At 58.6% G+C, this 18,925-nt stretch carries 12 protein-coding genes; 3 read left to right on the top strand and 9 right to left on the bottom strand.

Going from position 1 to position 18,925, the window contains the following annotated elements; all coding sequences use genetic code 11:
* The first annotated feature begins 32 nt into the window (after positions 1–32).
* From ACFE7X_RS00870 to ACFE7X_RS00860, 3 genes are all read left to right on the top strand, one after another.
* Positions 33–2,072 (top strand): glycoside hydrolase family 127 protein, encoded by a 2,040-nt coding sequence (locus ACFE7X_RS00870; RefSeq protein ID WP_375433760.1) that lies wholly within the window; start codon positions 33–35, stop codon positions 2,070–2,072.
* A 241-nt stretch (positions 2,073–2,313) separates the two neighbouring features.
* Complete coding sequence (locus tag ACFE7X_RS00865) at positions 2,314–3,711, top strand: sialate O-acetylesterase (protein WP_375433759.1); 1,398 nt, start codon at positions 2,314–2,316, stop codon at positions 3,709–3,711.
* Positions 3,708–6,041, top strand: a complete 2,334-nt coding sequence (locus ACFE7X_RS00860; protein WP_375433758.1) for a DUF5703 domain-containing protein — start codon at positions 3,708–3,710, stop codon at positions 6,039–6,041. Before ACFE7X_RS00865 ends, ACFE7X_RS00860 begins: the two co-directional genes overlap by 4 nt.
* A 264-nt stretch (positions 6,042–6,305) precedes the next feature.
* On the opposite strand, the gene ACFE7X_RS00855 is transcribed toward ACFE7X_RS00860, so the two are convergent.
* The 9 genes from ACFE7X_RS00855 to ACFE7X_RS00815 form a co-directional block, all read right to left on the bottom strand.
* Positions 6,306–7,895, bottom strand: a complete 1,590-nt coding sequence (locus ACFE7X_RS00855; protein ID WP_375433757.1) for a sodium/solute symporter — start codon at positions 7,893–7,895, stop codon at positions 6,306–6,308.
* A 99-nt stretch (positions 7,896–7,994) separates the two neighbouring features.
* Positions 7,995–8,294 (bottom strand): GIY-YIG nuclease family protein, encoded by a 300-nt coding sequence (locus ACFE7X_RS00850; RefSeq protein ID WP_375433756.1) that lies wholly within the window; start codon positions 8,292–8,294, stop codon positions 7,995–7,997.
* An 84-nt stretch (positions 8,295–8,378) separates the two neighbouring features.
* Complete coding sequence (locus ACFE7X_RS00845; RefSeq protein WP_375433755.1) at positions 8,379–9,449, bottom strand: Gfo/Idh/MocA family protein; 1,071 nt, start codon at positions 9,447–9,449, stop codon at positions 8,379–8,381.
* A 225-nt stretch (positions 9,450–9,674) separates the two neighbouring features.
* Positions 9,675–10,346, bottom strand: coding sequence for an L-rhamnose mutarotase (locus ACFE7X_RS00840; RefSeq protein ID WP_375433754.1), 672 nt, complete (start codon positions 10,344–10,346; stop codon positions 9,675–9,677).
* Between the two features lie 149 nt (positions 10,347–10,495).
* Positions 10,496–12,718 carry an alpha-rhamnosidase gene (locus tag ACFE7X_RS00835; RefSeq protein WP_375433753.1) on the bottom strand — a complete coding sequence of 741 codons (2,223 nt, stop codon included), beginning with the start codon at positions 12,716–12,718 and terminating at the stop codon, positions 10,496–10,498.
* 104 nt (positions 12,719–12,822) lie between these two features.
* Entirely contained in the window at positions 12,823–14,664 is a 1,842-nt protein-coding gene (locus tag ACFE7X_RS00830) for a right-handed parallel beta-helix repeat-containing protein (protein WP_375433752.1), read from the bottom strand.
* A 286-nt stretch (positions 14,665–14,950) separates the two neighbouring features.
* A complete protein-coding gene (locus tag ACFE7X_RS00825; protein WP_375433751.1) occupies positions 14,951–16,366 on the bottom strand; it encodes an acetylxylan esterase in 1,416 nt (471 codons plus the stop codon).
* Positions 16,367–16,532: 166 nt separating this feature from the next.
* Entirely contained in the window at positions 16,533–17,663 is a 1,131-nt protein-coding gene (locus tag ACFE7X_RS00820) for an exo-alpha-sialidase (protein WP_375433750.1), read from the bottom strand.
* A 24-nt stretch (positions 17,664–17,687) separates the two neighbouring features.
* Positions 17,688–18,914, bottom strand: a complete 1,227-nt coding sequence (locus tag ACFE7X_RS00815) for a glycoside hydrolase family 105 protein (protein WP_375433749.1) — start codon at positions 18,912–18,914, stop codon at positions 17,688–17,690.
* Positions 18,915–18,925 lie beyond the last annotated feature (11 nt).

The following is an 18,925-nucleotide window of genomic DNA, read 5'->3' as shown; positions in this document are numbered from 1 at the left end:
CTTTTTTAACTTCTGTTTCTGACCTTATTGCTATGAACCTTCCCACCCATAAATTCCTAGCGGCCCTGCTTCTTACTGCGACAGTAGCCCAACTGGCATCAGCCCAAGACAAAGGACTGGTCAATACGTCGGCTAGCGCCCATGCCAAGCTGAGCGGCGTGGATGTAGGCAGCGTAACCTGGCAGCAGGGCTTCTGGGCCGACCGGTTCAAGGTGTGCCGCGAATCAATGATTCCGACTATGTGGACGCTCTACCACGACCCGGTAAAGAACCATTCCTTCCGCAATTTTGAAATTGCGGCGGGGCTGGAGAAAGGCGAGCATAAGGGCCCGCCCTTCCACGATGGTGATTTTTATAAGCTGTTCGAGGCCGTAGCCGCCACCTACGCCACCACCCAAGACCCGGCGTTGGACCGCATGATGGACGAGGCCATTGCCGTTATTGCCAAGTGCCAGCGCCCCGACGGCTACCTCAACACGCAAGCCACTATTGCGGCGCTTAACACCGGCAAGGTAACCGAGTTTCAGGACCGGCTCAACTTCGAAAGCTATAACCTGGGCCACCTGATGACGGCTGCTTGCGTGCACTACCGCGCCACCGGCAAAACCACCATGCTAAACCTGGCGAAAAAGGCCACCGACTACCTGTACAACTTTTACCAGCGTTCTTCGCCGGAGCTGGCCCGCAACGCCATTTGCCCCTCTCACTACATGGGCGTGGTGGAAATGTACCGCACCACCCGCGACCCGCGCTACCTGGAGCTGGCCAAGAACCTGATCAACATCCGGGGCATGGTGGAAAACGGTACCGACGACAACCAGGACCGCCTTCCGTTTCGCCAAATGCAGAAAGCTGGCGGCCACGCCGTGCGCGCCAACTACCTGTTTGCGGGCGTGGCCGATGTGTACGCCGAAACCGGCGACAAAACGCTGCTTGCCACCCTAGACAAGATGTGGAACGACGTAACCAGCCACAAAATGTACGTTACGGGGGCCTGCGGAGCCCTCTACGACGGCGTTTCGCCCGACGGCACCGCCTATAAGCCTGACACGGTGCAGAAAATCCACCAAGCCTACGGCCGCGACTATCAGCTGCCCAACTACACGGCCCACGGCGAAACCTGCGCCAACATCGGCAACGTGCTTTGGAATTGGCGGATGCTGCAAGTAACCGCCGACGCCAAGTACGCCGACGTGCTGGAAACCGCCCTTTACAACAGCGTTTTGTCTGGTGTCAGTCTGGATGGCAAGAAGTTCCTGTACACTAACCCGCTGGCCTACTCCGACGAGCTGCCGTTTCATCAGCGCTGGTCCAAGGACCGGGTGGACTATATCAGCCTTTCCAACTGCTGCCCGCCCAACGTGGTGCGCACCATTGCCGAGGTCAGCAACTACCTCTACAGCGTATCGGATAAAGGACTATGGCTGAACCTGTATGGTGGCAACACCATCACAACCAAGCTCAAGGACGGCGCGGCGGTGCGCATGAGCCAGGTGACCGATTACCCCTGGGATGGCACCGTGAAGTTGACGTTGAACGAAGCCCCTGCCAAGCCGTTTTCGTTGTTTCTGCGCGTACCGGGCTGGTGCCAGGGCGCAAAGCTGCTGGTGAACGGCAAAACCCAAACCACTCGCCTCACGCCCGGCACCTACGCCGAAGTGAACCGCACCTGGAACATCGGCGACCAAGTGGAACTGCAACTGCCGATGCCCGCGCAACTAGTAGAAGCCAATCCGCTGGTGGAGGAAACCCGCAACCAGGTAGCTGTGCAGCGCGGCCCCATCGTGTACTGCGCGGAAACCAAGGATTTTCCAGCCGGCCAGAAACTCTCGGCCCTCACCATTCCCGCGGGCGCCCGCCTTTCGCCGAAGCAACTCCGCATCGAAGGCAGCAGCGTAATGACCCTAACTGGCAAAGGGGAACTGACACCCGACCCGCAGTGGGGCAGCCAGCTCTACCGTCCGCTCTCCAACCGCAAGCCCACCACCGTACCCCTCACGCTCATCCCCTACTACGCCTGGGGCAACCGTGGCCACACCGACATGCAAGTATGGATTCCGGTGAGCCGGTAGAGGCCCGTACGTGGGGCCTCCCCCCGGCCCCCTACGCCGCTTGATGCGCGGAATGAAAAGGAGGGGGGAGCCCGACGAACCTAAATTGATTGGAATTAAGATGCTACTATTTCACATAGATACTTACCCTGCCAAACTGCACCGCCGTGGCTCCTCCTCTCCTTTTCGGAAAGGGGGCCGGCCCCATAGGGGTCCCGTGAGGCCCCACGCTAGAGCGATGAGAACAGCTGCCCTTTTCCTCTTGCTTTTAGCGCCTTCCCTGCTCTGGGCCGAAGTTAAGCTGCCTTCCATCTTCACCGACAACATGGTGTTCCAGCAGCAGGCGGAGTGCGCGGTGTGGGGCTGGGCCAAGGCGGGCAGCACCGTGACGGTTGCGCCCTCGTGGGGCAAGCAGAAGTACACCGCCAAGACCGACGCGGCCGGCAAGTGGCGGCTGAAGGTAAAGACCCCGACGGCAGGCGGGCCTTATGAGCTGACTATCAGTGACGGTACGCCCTTAAAACTGAAGAATGTGCTGGTGGGAGAAGTATGGTTGTGTGGCGGGCAATCGAACATGGAAATGCCCATGAAAGGCTTTAAGGGCCAACCCGTACTAGGTTCCAACGAAGCTATTCTGCATTCGAAAAACCACCAGCTTCGCCTCTATACCGTGCCTCGTTCATCGGTGACGGAACCCCAGGAAAACAGCAAACCGTCTCCCTGGCGCCTGGCCGAACCGGAGGCCGTGGCCAATTTCAGCGCCACGGGCTACTATTTCGGTCAACTGCTACAGGAGCAACTGCACGTGCCGGTGGGCCTGATTCATTGCAGCTACAGCGGCTCCTACATTGAAGCGTGGATGGACGCCGAGAACCTGCGGCAGTTTGCCGGGGTGAAGATTCCGGCCAAGGGCGACATCATCAAGCAAGTCAGCCGCACGCCCACCACGCTGTTCAACGGCATGCTGCACCCGATTGAAGGCTACGGAATGAAGGGCGCCATCTGGTACCAGGGCGAATCCAACTACGACCGGCCCGACGAATACGCCAAGCTATTTACCGCCATGGTGAAGCAGTGGCGCACGCAGTGGGGTATCGGGGAGTTTCCATTCTACTACGCCCAGATTGCGCCGTTCGATTACACCCGCACTTCCACTAATAAGGGCGGCAAGTACAATTCGGCTTTCATCCGTGATACGCAGCGCAAATTGCAGGATCAGGTGCCCAATACCGCCATGGCCGTCCTGCTGGATATCGGTGAGGAAACGTCCATCCACCCCATGCGCAAAGAGCCCGGCGGCACGCGTTTGGCGCTGCTGGCTTTAACTAAAACTTACGGACTCAAAGGCTTCGGCGCCGTAAGCCCAACCTACGAGTTGATGACGGTGAAAGACAACTCGGTGGCTGTGCGCTTTAAAAACGCGCCGAATGGCATGACCAGCTTCGGGCAGGAGCTAACGGGCTTCGAGATGGCCGGCGCCGACCAGAAATTCTACCCCGCCAAAGCTACCATCAACGGCAGCAGCATCACCGTATCGTCCGACGCGGTGAAGGCGCCAGTGGCGGTGCGCTACGCTTTCCAGGACTTCACCCGCGCCACTTTGTTTGGTACCGAGGGTCTGCCTGTATCCTCTTTCCGCACCGATGACTGGGCCCAATGAGTAGGTTTTGCCGTGCGCCTCAACTGCTTCTGCTGGCATTTTTCCCCTTCGCTGCCAAAGGCCAGAAGCCCGCGGCAGCAGACCCTGAGCTAGCCGCTTGCAACATCACCTGGACCAGCCCGAGCCGCAACGCTGGCGAATCTATGCCTTGCGGTGGCGGCGACATGGGCCTGAACGTGTGGGTGGAACAAGGCGACGTGCTGTTCTACGTGGCTCGCAGTGGCACCTTCGACGAAAACAATACCCTCTTGAAGCTGGGCCGGGTACGCCTGCGGCTCTCGCCGAACCCGTTTCAAGGCGGAACATTCAAACAGCAACTTAACCTCCAAACCGGCGACGTAACGCTGAGCGGCACCGCTGGCAACAATTCGGCGCAGGTGCACATCTGGGTGGATGTGTTCCGGCCCGTGGTGCACGTCGAGGTCAGCAGCTCCGAGCAGCTGGCAGCCGAAGCCAGCTACGAAAGCTGGCGCTACCAGGACCACCCGACTAAGGGCAAGGAAAACAACCAAAATTCCTACAAGTGGGCACCGCAGGGCGAAGTGAAAACGCTGCAAGACAGCATCCGCTTCCGCCGTCAGGGCGTGGAATTCTTCCACCGCAACCGCGCCCAAACGGTATTCGACGTGACGGTGCAGCAGCAGGGACTGGCAGCGGTGAAGTCGCAGCTATTCAACCCGCTGCAAAACCTGATTTTTGGGGGCGCGCTGCAAGGCCGCAACTTCGCTCCGGCCGGCACCTACACCGGCAAGTACCTCGATACGCCCTACACTGGCTGGAAGCTAAAAAGCCGCGTGGCAGCCCGCTCCCACTCTATCGTAGTGGCGCTGCACACTGCCTATTCGCCAAGCGCGGATTTGTGGCGGCAGAGCTTGCAACAAACCCTTGCAGCTTCGCAACAGAACTCGAAAGAGAGCCGGCAACGCACGCTCGCCTGGTGGCGCGACTACTGGAACCGCAGCTTCGTGTATGTGCAGCCGGGGCAGCGGGCCGCCAACGCACCAGAGTGGCAAGCGGGGCGCAACTACCAGCTAATGCGCTATATGCTAGGCTGCAATGCTTTCGGCGCTTACCCCACCAAGTTCAACGGCGGCCTGTTCACCTACGACCCTTCACTGACCGACTCCACGCTGAAGTTCACGCCCGACTTCCGCAATTGGGGCGGCGGCACCCACACCGCCCAAAACCAGCGGCTGGTGTACTGGCCCCTACTCAAAAGCGGCGATGCGGCCCTACTCAAGCCGCAGTTCGATTTTTACCTCCGCCTCCTGCGCAACGCCGAGCTACGCAGCGAAACGTACTGGCACCACAAAGGCGCCTGCTTCACCGAGCAGCTCGAAAACTTCGGCCTCCCCAACCCCGCCGAGTACAACTGGAAACGCCCGCCCGGCTTCGACCCCGGCCTAGAGCACAACGCCTGGCTGGAATACGAGTGGGATACGGTGCTGGAGTTCTGCTTGATGATGCTCGAAACCGAGCGTTACGCCGGCCACGACGTGGCCACTTACCTGCCTTTCGTAGAAAGCTGCCTGACCTTCTTCGACGAGCACTACCAGTACTTGGCTCGCCAGCGCGGCGCCAAAGCCCTCGATGGTGAAGGTCACTTAGTGCTCTACCCTGGCTCCGGCGCCGAAACCTACAAGATGGCCTACAATTCCACCTCTACCATTGCCGCCTTGCGCACCGTGCTGACGTGCCTGCTGGAACTGCCGGCCACGTACGGCACTGCCGAGCAGCGCACGATGTGGACTGCCATGCTCAGTCGGGTTCCAGACATCAGCTTGCGAGAGGTGGAAGGGCACAAGCTAATTGCACCAGCCAAATCCTGGGAGCGAATCAACAACGTGGAAAGTCCGCAGCTCTACCCCGTGTTTCCGTGGGGAATCTACGGCCTCAGCAAGCCGGACCTAGCGGTGGCCGTCAATACTTACCGCTACGACTCCGACGTGCAGAAATTTCGCAGCCACATCGGCTGGAAGCAGCATAACATCTTCGCCGCCCGCCTCGGCCTGACCGAAGAAGCCGCCGAGCTAACCGTGAAGAAGCTGCAAGACTCTGGCCGCCGCTTCCCCGCCTTTTGGGGCCCCGGCTACGACTGGGCACCCGACCACAACTGGGGCGGTTCCGGCATGCTTGGCCTTCAAGAAATGCTGCTGCAAACCGACAGCCGCCGCATTTTCCTGCTTCCCGCCTGGCCCAGAACCTGGGACGTTCATTTCAAGCTCCACGCTCCCTACCAAACCACCGTAGAAGCTGTGGTTAAGGATGGCCAGGTTCAGATACTAAAGGTGACACCGGAGTCGCGCCGCAAGGACATAGTGGTGGATTGATAAGTCAGGAGATGTTGGGAAGGGTTATTGTCATGCTGAGCTTGCCGAAGCATCTCGCTCGTGTGGTAACCTCAATCACCGGTGCAACGATTCGAGCGAGATGCTTCGACAAGCGGACGCCAGATCAAGCATGACAGTTAGTGTGGCAACGTCAGCAGGCGAGATGCTTCGGCTTCGTTACACTGCGCTCAGCATGAGAGTTACTACTCAAACGCCAGTGTGCCACATACTTCGGCTCTCCTCAGCCTAATAGCTAGGTAGGCCTCAATGCCCGTTGAAAATCAGGTACAACCCTACCATCACTACCGCCAGTGCGCCCCACAGGATGCGGACGCGCTTCGTGGGCTTCACTAGCACCCCGTAATCCACGGCTTCACGGCTTTCTTGGCCGGCTTTATCGGTGAGGGAAAGCAGCACGGCCGCCAGGAAGAGGGCCGCAAAGATGTAGAACGACAGCATCATGTAGTGCGGCCAGAAGCTGTACTTATCGGGCGGCAGCACCCACAAATACACCACCCCAACGCCCAGGCTAAAGGCTGAGCCGAGCGACAGAACCATGTTCACCGTGCGCCGGGTGGTGCGCCGCCAAAACACCGACAGCAGGAACACCACCGAAAGCGGCGGCGCAATAAACCCAAGCACCGACTGAAACACATCGAACAGGTTCAGGCCCTTGATGCTGTCAATGGCCAGCGCCATCAGGATGGCAAATAGGCACCCGACCAGAATGGTGGCCCGCCCCACCGCAACCAGTTGCTGATTGGTAGCCTGCGGGTTGATGTTGCGGGCGTACACATCCATGGTAAACACAGTGCTCAGCGAGTTCAGCGACGAGCCAATCGTGCCGACCAGCACCGCAACCAGCACCACAATTACTAGGCCCTTCATGCCCGGCGGAAACAGGCTGGTTACCATGGTCATGTAGGCTTCGCTCGGGTCCTTAAGGTTGGGAAACAGGATGTAGCACAAAATGCCGGTGAGGATGAACAGCGGCAACGACAAAATTTTCAGCCAGCCAATGAACGCTACCCCCAACTGTCCCTGCTCTAAGCTTTTGGCCCCCAGCACTGACTGAACCATAGCCTGATCGGTGCAGAAAAACGCCACCGCCGACACCGGATACCCGAGCAGAATGGCGTACCAGGGATACTTCGGGTCGGAAGCCGGGTGCAGCAGATTCCAATAGTTGCCGGGCACGCTGTGAAACACTTTAGCTAGCCCGCCCACTTTCGCCACGCCAATAACCGTGAGCGTGAGCGACACTGCAATCAGCAAAATCATCTGAAACACATTCACCCGGGCAATGGCCTTCAAGCCACCCGCAAACGCAAACAGCCCCGCAAACAGCACCAACACAATCACCGACTGCCACATCGGAATCCCGAGAATCTGCCGGACTAGGAAGCCGCCCGCAAACAAGCCTAACGACAACCACGATATCAGAATCTTGATGAGGGCGTACCAGGCGAGAATGTTTTGGGTGGAGTCGCCGTACTGCCGGCCCATAAAGCCGGGCATGGTGCTGACGTTGGCGGCCAAGTAACGCGGGGCAAATACCGTTGCCAGCAGAAACAGAAACACGAAAGCGTACCACTCGAAATTCACCGCCACAATGCCCGTGCTGTACCCAATCGAGGCAAACGCCAGCAGCATGGAAGGCCCCACGTTGGTGCCCCACATATTGAAGCCAATGCTGGCCCACCCCAACGATTTGTTGGCCAAAAAAATGGAGCCGTCCGTCTTCTTGGAATCGGAAAAACTGGCTTTATACCCAATGATGAACAAGATAACCACATAAGCCACGACGATGGCGTAATCCCAGATTGTCAAGCGGCCAAGTAGATTGTTCCCCATAGGAGTAGCGGTTAGAGTGGGATTTAGAAGCTGTACTAATAGAAAAATACCGTCATGCAGAGCACAGCGAAGCATCTCGCGTGCTGACGTCAGGTAACATTACCCTCCTGTCCAGGTGTGCAAGTCGATAGGAGCCCAACTTGGATTAAGCGTTGCAATCAGTGCCTCTTTTTGGGCTCGATTCCAACCTTTGATTTCTTTCTCGCGGACAATAGCTTGCCGAGCATCAGGGGATGTTTCGAAGTACACCAGCAGATTGCACTGGTATCTACCAGTGAACTTACCCGCGTTTTCTAACCCTTGTGCATGCTCCTGCAATCGGCGCTGCACGTCATTGGTGACGCCGGTGTACAAGACGGTGCGAGTAGGATTGGTCAGCAGGTAGACGTAGTAGCTCATCAAAAACGCAATTACTTATGCTGGCGTCAGCACGCGAGATGCTTCGCTGTGCTCTGCATAACGGTCAAACGGGTATAATCTATTCTATAGCGTTACACCATGCTCGGCTAGCACGTCGCGAACTTTCACGGGTTGGCCGGTGGCCAGGGAGCGGTCCATGGCTTGCAGGAGAGCAATGGTGCCGATGCCTTCGCGGATATCGGGGTAGGCGGTGAAGTTCTGCTCGATGGAATCGGCGAAGTACTCCAGGTAGTTTTGGTATTCGCCGGCGTGGTGGCTTTTACCTTCGAAGCGGAAATAATGCTTCAGCTTATGCTCCCAGGTCACTATTCGTTCTTCGCCGGTGCGGTCGGTGATGGCGTAGCGCAAGTCCATGTAGTCGCCTTGGCTACAGCCCTCGGTGCCGCGCAGGATGCAGCTCATTTCCGAGTCGCGGGTGACGGGCTGGACGGGGCCAGTATAGGCGCCGCTGACCCGGGCCACGCGGCCGTCAGTGGCTTTAAAAATGAAGTGCATGGTGTCCTGGTGCTTCAGGCCGCCTTTCGCGCCGTTCGAGCTAAGCATGCCGTAACCCATGACTTCCTCGATGTTGGGCAGGTACCACCGAATAAAGTCTACGGGGTGGCTAAGGCCGCCGTACAGCCACTTGAAGGCATTTTCCAACGACCAGCCTTTCTCCAAAAACCAGCGGTGGTCGGCGTGGTAGTAGGCTTCAATGGTAATAAGCTCCCCTACCAAGCCCGCCTCGAAATCAGCCCGCTGGCGCTTCATGGGCTCGAAAAAGCGGGAGCTTTGGCCGATGAACACCTTCTTGCCCGATTGCTCGGCCAACGTCAGCAGCTCATTGGCCTTCGACAAATCGTCGATGAAGGGCTTGGTGCAAACCACGTGCTTGCCGTGCTTTAGCGCTAGCTTCACGTGCTCGGCGTGCAGGTGGTCGGGCGTGTAGATGGCAATGGCGTTGATTTCCGGGTCCTCGAGCATGTCCTGGTACTGCGTCGTGACCCGGCCTTCAAATTGAAACTCCGCGACCCGGTGCCGGCACAAGTCTTCGTTTCGGTCGCAGATGGTTTGCAGTGATATTTTCGGGCTGTTGAGCGCGGCCGACATGGTGCTTCGCCCCTCACCCAGGCCCAGGATTCCTAACTTCAGCATTCTAAATTTTAGTTGAGTATGGTAATGACCGTCATGCTTCATCTCGCGTGCGGACCTTAGATTACTATCGTCATGCTGAGCGCAGCCGAAGCATCTCGCGTGCTGAGGTTGCGCTAATACCACAACCTCAGCACGCGAGATACTTCGGCTTCGTTGCACTGCGTTCAGCATGACGGTTAGTCTGGCAACATCAGCACGCGAGATGAAGCATGACGGTCTTTGTTGTTATTTGACGGTGGTTTTTACCGGCACAGCTACGGGTTTGAGAAACACCCAAACCTCGCCGGGCTTGGTGCCGGGTATGCCTTCCTGATACTGCTTCATCAGCGCGTTCCAATCATTGACGCGCGGGTTGTTCTCGGTGGTTTTCGGATTCAGCTCGTCGAGGCTGGCGCCTTTCGGGATGCTAATGACCAGTATGAGCTGCCGCTCGTTTCGGAATACCAGCAACTGCTGAAAGCGAGCCTTGCAGAAACCAGCAGCCACTTCCGGCCACTGTTCGAACTGCGTGGCGTGGTAGCGCAAGTATTCCTGCTGCTTGGCTGGGTCGCGCACCAAGTTGGCGGTCAGAATAATGTTGTCCCACTGCTGGCTGACCGTTTTGTTGGTGCACCACTGCCGGTCGAATTTGTAGAACGGCGCGGCGTACTGCTTCACCGCCGCATTGCGGTAAGCGGCTGTTAATAGCTGCTGTAGCTTCTGGATGCTGGCCACCGGACCATATATAACCAAGTGGTTTTGCCACCGATACACGCTGGAAGCGGGCACCTGGTACTGCTCGCATAGCGCCAGCAGCTTATCGGTTGCAACCGGCGCCGCGCCCGAGCCGACCACTTCTAGGATAGCTGCTTTCCCACCTGTTTGCGCGCTGGCCGAAACGATAGAGAACAGCAACAAAAGCGTGGCCAGGAGGAAACGTTGTAGAGACGCATACTTGCGTCTCGGTGCTGAACGACAGGTGCTGCGCGAGCCCAACAACCTCAGCAACGCCGAGACGCAAGTATGCGTCTCTACAACGTTCTGATTATCAAGTTGTGGCTGTTCCATTACACCGCTTGATAAGTCACCACATACTCGCGGTTTTTTTCCAGCTGCAATTCATACTGCCCGTTGCCTTTCGCCTGGATTTTCGCGCCTTTGCAGCTCGGCTTGGTCTTGCTCTGAAAACGCAACGTGCCAGTGCCAACGGCGCCCTTTACTTTAAACTGCTTGAGTGTGGCGGCCAGCGTAATGTCGCCTTGCGGCGTGGGCACGGTGCCTTCCATCCATTGCAGGCCGCCGAGGTTGGGCACCACTTCATAGGTGGCATAGCCAGCCGAAAGGGGCTTCACGCCCAGGTAGTACTTGCCCAACAAGTAAATTGGGCTGGCACCCCAGGCGTGGCAGAGGCTCTTGCCGAAGGGCCGGCCGTACATGCTCAAGTGCTCGGTGCCCTTCTTGGCAGGGTCATATTCTTCCCAGAAAGACGTGGCGCCTTCGTTGAGCATGCCGCCCCAGTAGCTCTTCATTTCCTTGAGTACGTAGGGCTGCTCACCCAGCGCGCAGAGGGCTTCCAGCTCATAAAAACGCATGTAGGGCGTGGTAATTTTGGCCACCTGCGGGTTCAGCAGCACCGACTTCTTCACCTGTTGCTCCTGCTCGTTGTTGAGGTAGTCGAAGAAGATGGCGAACATGTTGGCGTAGCGCGTCACGTTGTCGGTGGGCTGGCCGTTCACGCGGCTGTGCACCAGCGCGCCTTTGCTCTGATTCCAGTAGGTGGCGAAGATTTTGGCTTTGAGGTCGGCGGCTAGTTGCTGGTATTTCTGCGCCCCGGCTTGGTCGTTTACCAGGTTAGCGCACAGGGCCATGCTTTCCAGGCTGCGGCACAAGAGCAGCTGCTCGAAGCTTACTTCGCCCTTTTTGCTCAGCCCATCGGCCCAGTCGATAAACACCCAGTCGCCGGCCAGGCCTTCCATCAGGCCGTCTTTGTTACGGCGCGATAGGCAGTAGTCCATCAGGCTTTGCATGCGCGGGTAGAGCTGCGTCACCACGGTTTTGTCGCCGGTATACTGGTAGGCGTCGTAGATGCCGATAAACCAGTAAAAGGTGTAGTCCATGATGGTGTTGACGTGGCTGGTCACGGGGTCTTTGCCACGCAGCGCGAAGGTGGTGCGGTTCACCGTCGGCGTGTCGAAGTACAGGTAGTAGTTCATCAGGTAGCTCTGGTAGGCGTCGCCCGACCATACCCACCGGTCCCGCTTGATGCCGTCGATGAAGAACTCCCGCGTGTTCAGGTGCATAGTGTAGGCCGCTACGTCCCAAATCTTGTTCAGCTGGTTGTCGGAACACCGAAACCGGCCCCGCTCCACCACGGGCGCGTACTCATACAGCATCGACACCGAATCCAGGGTCACGCCCGCCTCCGGTTGGATGTTCACGAACCGAAACGCCTTCGACAGCGAAGTCAGCTTCTCCCCTTTCTGCGGCTGGTTCACGTCCAGGCGCTCCAGCGTTTCGCAGTCCTCGGTGCTTAGCGCCTCTTCCTTGGATTCGCCGAAGTACAACGTGGTCTGCCCCTTGCCTTTCAGCCCGTGCAGCCGCACGTACCCGAAGGTTTCGCGGCCGAAATCCACCAGCATGCCGCCGCCCGCGGTGCGCGTGACGCTGGCCGCGCGCTGGGGCTCGGTCTTGAGCTTGAAGGTGGAAGGCAGCGCCTGCGCCTCATTGAAATTCCAGCTGCCGGCCGTCAGCCACGTTGTACCCGACTGGTCCGACACCTTGCCCGACGCGTCAATCCACTCCTTGTCCTCGTAGGTCACCAGCCAGCTCCCGTCCGTCCCGATGGTTTTGCCGCGCGCGAACACCGTCGGCACGTTGGCTTGGTTATACACTTTGATGTTGAGCCGGTGCTTTCCCGCCGGCACCGTCAGGCGCATAGGCGAGCCCGACAGCAGCTTGCCGTCAAGCTTCACGTTGTACTGGCCTTCAGCGCGCAACTCCACTTCCTCGGCCGCTTTCAGCTCGAAATCCTGGTGAAAATCGATGAGTGAATAGTGGCTATCCAGTCGCCAGAACGGCGGAAAGAACGTGCCCCGCTCAGTGCGGCGGTTCTGCATCTGGTTGCTCAGCCAGATTTCGTAGTCGCCAGGGTACCAAATCCAGGTAGCCTTGGCGGCTTGCTGGGCCTGAACGGTATTGGCGGTGAGCAGGAGCAGGAGCAGGAGCGCGGCAGTCAGCAGACGTGGGCGCCTCACCCCCCGGCCCCCTCTCCGAAAGAGAGGGGGAGCCACGGTGGCACGGTGTCGAGTCGTTCGGCTCCCCCTCTCCCTTTTGGAGAGGGGGCGGGGGGGTGAGGCGAACCGCGTGAACAATCTTCTTATCATATAATTGCTTGTCATTTCTTTGTTGCGGCACCGCGCAAATCCTGGTACTTTGGCTCTAGGCCGGCAGCTTGCTTGATGGCTTCGGACACCATCGGCCCGTTGTTTTTCCAGACGTTGCCGGGGCCATTGGCATTGGCGAGGAACTTCTCGGCCGGGCACCAATTATCCTGCACCGTAATGTTGGACGAACCCTCATCCAGGTAGAGGTAAAACCAGTGGTCGGGGTCGTGCACGTAGGGCGCACGGCCGATTTCTTCGACGCGGTTTTCGGTGATGGTGGTGCCGGGTTGGGCGGAGAGGGTGTAGATGCCGGCTACGTCGTAGGTGTGTCGGGCGTAGTGGTGAATGTAGTTGGCCGTCACGCGGTTGTCGCGCATGCAGTTGGCAGTTTTGGTCCAGCCCCACCCTACGCTGATGCCGGTGTAGGGCACCTGCGCTATTTCGTTGTGGCGAATGGTGGTATTGCGCACGAAGCCGGCGGCAATACCCACGCAGCCCCAATCCTCGTTGGCACAATCGGTGAGCAGGTTGTTTTCCAGCAGCTCGTTGGTGCAGATTTCGCGCTCGTCTTTGGGATTGTAGGGTAGGTGGGTTTCGGTACCTTCGTCGGAGAACTTACCGAGTTGGATGCCATTGCCAGACACGTCGCGGAAGGTGCAGCCCACTACTACATCGTCGTGGGTGCCGCTTTGGTAGTCGAGGGCGGCCGAGGCCATATGCAGAAACTGGCACCGCTCGAAGCGGGTGTGATGGGCACCCGAAAGCTCCACGCCCGCGGGCGGGCGGCCAATCCAAGCCTGGTTTTCGAGGCCGGCTTTATCGGGGGTGCCGGGTTTTTTCAATGAGTAACCATCCAGCAAATACATGCCCGCCTGCAACGGCACATGGCCTTGCTCGGAGGGCCGTAGCCAGGTGGTGTAGGCAAACGTGAGGCCCTTGAACTGCACATAAGCCACCGGCTGGTCGAGGCTGCCCGATACTTGCACCAGAGTTTCCAGCACCGGCGCTACCACGTGGGCGGTGCTCATGGTTTCGCCCGGCCGGGGCCAGTACAGCACCTCCCCGCGTTGCGCATCGTAGTGCCACTCACCAGGCTGGTCAAGTAGCTCGACGGCGTTGGTTAGGTAGAAGGCTGAGCTCCCGTTTTTGCCGTCGATGATGGGTCGGGGCCAGGGATGCTCGAACTGAACTTTGCTTTCGGGTTCATGAAACGTCACCCGGGCCTTAGCGCCCTGCACCGTCAGCGTCTTGATGCGCAGCACGTTCACGGCCCACATTTGGTGCAGCACCATTTCCAGCTGGCCGGGCTGCCGTAGCGCGCCCACTGCGGTGGTCGGAATCCAGGCTTCTTGCTTGTCCACGTCCCACGTGAGCAGGCGCGGCAGGTTGTCGTTGTTGGGGGTGCGGGCCCTGACGGCTTTGCGGCCATCCACCCACAGCTGCCGAAATGCCAAGGCCTGGCCACCTACCATCGGTACATCGGCTACCCACACCTGCCCTTGCGCGGCAGTTGGCAAACCGGGCCGCTTGCTGGCATCCTTGCGCCAGCCAGTTACGGGCACACCACCGCTTAACACAGGTTGCTCATTTGGAGCGGCTTCAATCAGCGTCGGGCTGGTGGCAGTGCCAGCATCTTCGGGCCGCAGAAACAACGGCTCGTGCAGTCGATATTCGCCCCCGCGCACCCAAATATGCACACCCGCTTGCACCGAAGGATCATTCAACCGGCGTAAATCCCGCGCTTGCCGCAAGGCAGCCGCCACCGTAGCCAGCGGCTGCACGGCCGTACCAGCAGCCCGGTCAGAGCCTTTTGGCGACACCCATATATCAGCCGCCTGAGCTTGGGCAGTCAACAGGCTAAACGTGAATAGCAAGCCACATGAAATCGATTGTCTCATTAACTTCATTTGAGGATTCTCAATTGAGTACTGCCTCTACTCTGGCCTGTCATCCTGAGGCGGTAGCCGAAGGACCTTCTACCCGTAGGATGAGTCGTTGGCACGTTTGCTGCTCGGCCGTGAGAAGATCCTTCGGCTACCGCCTCAGGATGACACGCGGAACATGACCAGAAATGGCCTTGACTACTCCACACGCTTGATGCACAGAGTTTGCAAGAGGAAGATTACAAGCTCTCTGACTCTAGTTTTTAGCTTCAGCGGCAGAAGGTTGCGGCGTTGATTTGTTGAAAGCGGCTTGCAAAGCATCGAAGCCTTTTAGGGCGGTGGAGGGTAGTAGCTCGCCGTTTTTGCCGAACACCTTTTGGGCTTCTTCTTTTTCGATGGCGACTTTGGACTCGTCGAGCTTGCCGGTTTTGTCTTCGGCGGCGGAGAGGTTTAGGGTCAGGTTTTTAGCTAGGAACTCGTACATGGCTTGGCGCTTCGAGGCGCCGTAGTCGTGGCCTTCTTTGGGGAGGTGTACGTTCTGGACTAGGCTGGTTTTGCCGTAGTAGCCGTAGATTTTTTGGAGGTACGGGTACGCCACTTCGGGCGTGTGGGCGGTCCAGTCGCCGCCGTCGGTGATGGCTAATTGGGGACGCGGGGCGGCCATGGCGGCTAATTCGGCATTGTTGGTGCCGTTGCCGCAGAGGTGCACGGGCATGCCGCTTTCGCACGGACAGCCGCCGTTGTGGTAGGTAGAGAGCATCACGACCGGCACGCTTACTTTGATACGGTCGTCGAGAGCGGTGAGCAGCATGGTTTGGCTGCCACCACCGGAGCCGCCGGTAATAGCCACGCGGGTTTTGTCGGCGTCTTTCAACGATAATAGATAATCCAGGCTACGCAGGCCGTTCAGGGCCTGTACCGTCATGGCGAGGCTGCGGCGGTGGTCTTCGCCTTTGAACTGAAGCAAGGATTCGCCCCACGCAAACAGGTCGTAGCTGTACACCATGGCGCCCATGCGGGCCAGGGTGGCGCAGCGGTACTGCGCTTCGGCCCGGTAGCGGCCGTCGCCGAAGTGCCCATCCGGACTAATAATAACGGGTACTTTGCCCTTGGCTTTGAGCGGCTTATACAACGAACCCGTTACGTACACGCCCGGCATGGTTTCCAGGGCCAGGTTTTCCACGGTGTAGCCGTCGTACTGGCGCTTGTTGGTGATGATGGGTTTGCTGGTGGGTTTGGGCGGCATCGGCGAGAGGCGCAGTGCCTCCCACATGCAGCTCCGCAGCTCGGCTTTGCGCTTTTCCCAAGTGGCGGCGTCGTGGTAGCGAGTGGCGAGGTAGGCGAGCTGCTCGGCACCTTCCTCGGGCGTTTTTAGGTGGTATTGGAAGGTTTTGAGCTTATAAGCTTTGTCGCCAGTTTTAGACACCTGGAGGTCAAACGGGGCCAGCACGTTTTTCAGCGTTTCCTCTACGTCGGGGCGGTAGCGCCACTCGGCGTAGGTCACCCACTTGTCCTTCACCATGGCCGCGTCAGGCCTGATTTTCACGCCGTAGCGCTGCTGAATCTGGTCGAGCACCGTTTGCAGCGGCAGACGGTACTGGTCGTCCGAGGTTTGAGCCGCGACGGATGCAGTCAGCAGTAAGCCAAAAAGCAGGTGAAGGATTCTGGACATGGTGCGTGGGTTGTGATAGTGTTCTATCGTGCGCCTCACTCCCTAGCCCCCTCTCCGAAAAGGAGAGGGAGAACTAGTTTTTAGTCTTAGTTTCTATTTAAAAGTCTAGGACTAGTCCCCCTCTCCTTTTCGGAGAGGGGCTAGGGGGTGAGGCGCACGATAGGCCTTAATCCTGAGTAATTTCGGCCGTGGCGGAGGGGGCTTGGCAGCCTTTCATAGCGGGCCACTGGCCGTTCTCGATCTTGATCAGTTTCAGCTTTTTCGGGTCGATGACGGCGTGCTTAATGCTCTTGCGGCGCCAGGTGTACACAAAATGCACGAGGCCATCTTTCGTCTGAATTACCGAAGGGTAGGAATACTGGCTAATGGGCGAGTCTTCGAGGATGGCGGCGGCGTACCAGGTTTTGCCGTCCTTGGACACAGCCACATTCAGCGGCGTGCGAGGACCTTTGGCGAGGGTACCGGGCGGCAATACGTGGTTGTAAACCAACAGCTGACGGCCGTCTGCCAGGGTCACGGCGTCGGTGCCGGAGTTATTATTGGGCAGATTGGTTTTGGCAAGTGGCGACCAGGTTTTACCGTTGTCGTTGGACCATGATTCCAGGATGGCCCGGTCGCGGCTGCGGCAGAGTACCTGCAAGCGACCTTTTTTGTGCACTAGTATGCTCGGCTGAATGGCGCCCTGCGTCTGGCCATTCTCGACGGGAGCCGTCATGGTCCAGGTTTTGCCGAAGTCGGGGGTGGCTTCGAAGTGTACGCGCCAGCCGCCGCTGCCTTCGGTGCTGGTGGGGCTCAGCAACGTGCCGTTCTTAAGCAGCACCGGCTTGTTTTTCACTGGCCCGATGTAGCCTTCCGGCAACGCCTCGGCCGCCGACCACGTCAGGCCGCCGTCTTTCGAGGTTTTCAGCCAGCCTTTCCAATCCGAGGGTTTTGGGCCGATTTTGTAGAACAGCAGCAGGTCGCCGCCGGGAGCTTGGTAGAGCACCGGGTTCCAGGTGGGGTAGCGCAGCGTCTCGTTCACAACGCCGTTGGCAACTTCCACGGGCGTGGTCCAGCGACCGTTTTCCTGCCTGCTCACCCAAATCCCGACGTCGGGATTGCGCTCCTTGGTGCCGCCAAACCAAGCCGCCACGAGGCCCTTGGGCGTTTCGGCAATGGTGGCGGCGTGGCTTTCCGGAAACGGCGCTTTCTCGAAGATGAACTCATCGGTCAGAATGCCTTGCTTCCACGGCTTGGTTTGCGCCGCTAGGTTGCCCGCCAGCAAACCCCCAATTACAACCAGAAGTATCTTTTTCATGCAGTGGTCTTATTGCAGCCCGAACTATTGGTTTAGCTCCAGGCTAGCCAAAATAAATGGGCCAGTGCCTTTCGGATCGTTTACCCGAATGGGCTCTTTGATGTAGTATTCATAGGACCCGTCGCGGTCGGCGCTGAGGCCTGCTACTTCGCACACTTGCAGTAGGTTCAGCTCGCCGTCGGGCTTGGTTTCTACGAACCGGTCGAGGATGCCAGAATAGCCTTTTTCGGCGGCGCGCAGGTAGGTTTTGTCGAGGTAGTGGCGGTTGGCGCCTTTGGCTAGGGCGTACACGAACATGCACGAAGCCGAAGCCTCTAGGTAGTTGCCGGCCCGCTCGGGTTGGTCCATCACCTGGTACCAGAGGCCGGATTTCGGGTCTTGGTATTTGTGCACGGCCACGGCCACCCGGTCCAGGATGGCGAGCAGGTTTTTGCGCTGCGGATGGGTTGAGGGGAAGTAATCCAGCACATCTACCAACGCCATGGCGTACCAGCCCATGGCCCGACCCCACACGTTGCTAGATACGCCGGTTTGCTTGTTAGCCCACGGCTGCATGCGGCTTTCGTCCCAGCCATGGTAGAGCAGGCCGGTTTTGGGGTCGCGCAGCTGCTTTTCCATCAGGATCAGCTGCCGGGCCACCTCGTCGAAAGCGGCTTCGTCGTGGAAGGTGCTGGCGTATTGGGTCAGGAACGGACTGGCCATGTAGGCGCCATCCAGCCACATCTGCCAGGGGTACTTCAGCTTGTGCCAATAGCCGCCCTCGGTGGTTTTGGGCTGCCACTTCAACTGGTAGCGCAGCTGGTCGAGGGCCTTGCGGTATTTCTCGTCTTTGGTAAGAGTGTAGAGGTTGAAGAGGACTTTGCCGGAGTTGAGGTTGTCGAGGCTGAGGTCTTCAGGTTTGTAGGTTTTGATGGCGCCCTGCTCGTCCACCATCTTGTCGCCGTAGCGCTGGATGTAGGCCAAGTACTTCGGGTCCTTGGTTTTGCGCCACACTTCTTCTAGCGCATGAATGATCAGGCCTTGGGTGTAGCCCCAGGTGTCTTTCTGCGCAGCGTCGGCCATCCAAGGGCTGCGGTTGAGCACCGACACCATCATCCGCTCCGACCATTTTTTGGGGGCCCGCGGGTCAGCGGGGTCAGCTAGCTCAATTAAGTCGTGGTCGAACAGCGGCCCACCGAAGCTCGGCGACGCAATCAGCGCACTAGCTATGCCATATACTGCTATCCAACGCCCGGCGAAATTATCGTTCATATTCTTTAAAT

The sequence above is a fragment of the uncultured Hymenobacter sp. genome (assembly GCF_964242765.1).
Taxonomy (GTDB): Bacteria; Bacteroidota; Bacteroidia; order Cytophagales; family Hymenobacteraceae; genus Hymenobacter.
The sequence above is the reverse complement of the archived record's forward strand: the minus strand, read 5'-3'. Positions and strand labels throughout refer to the sequence as shown.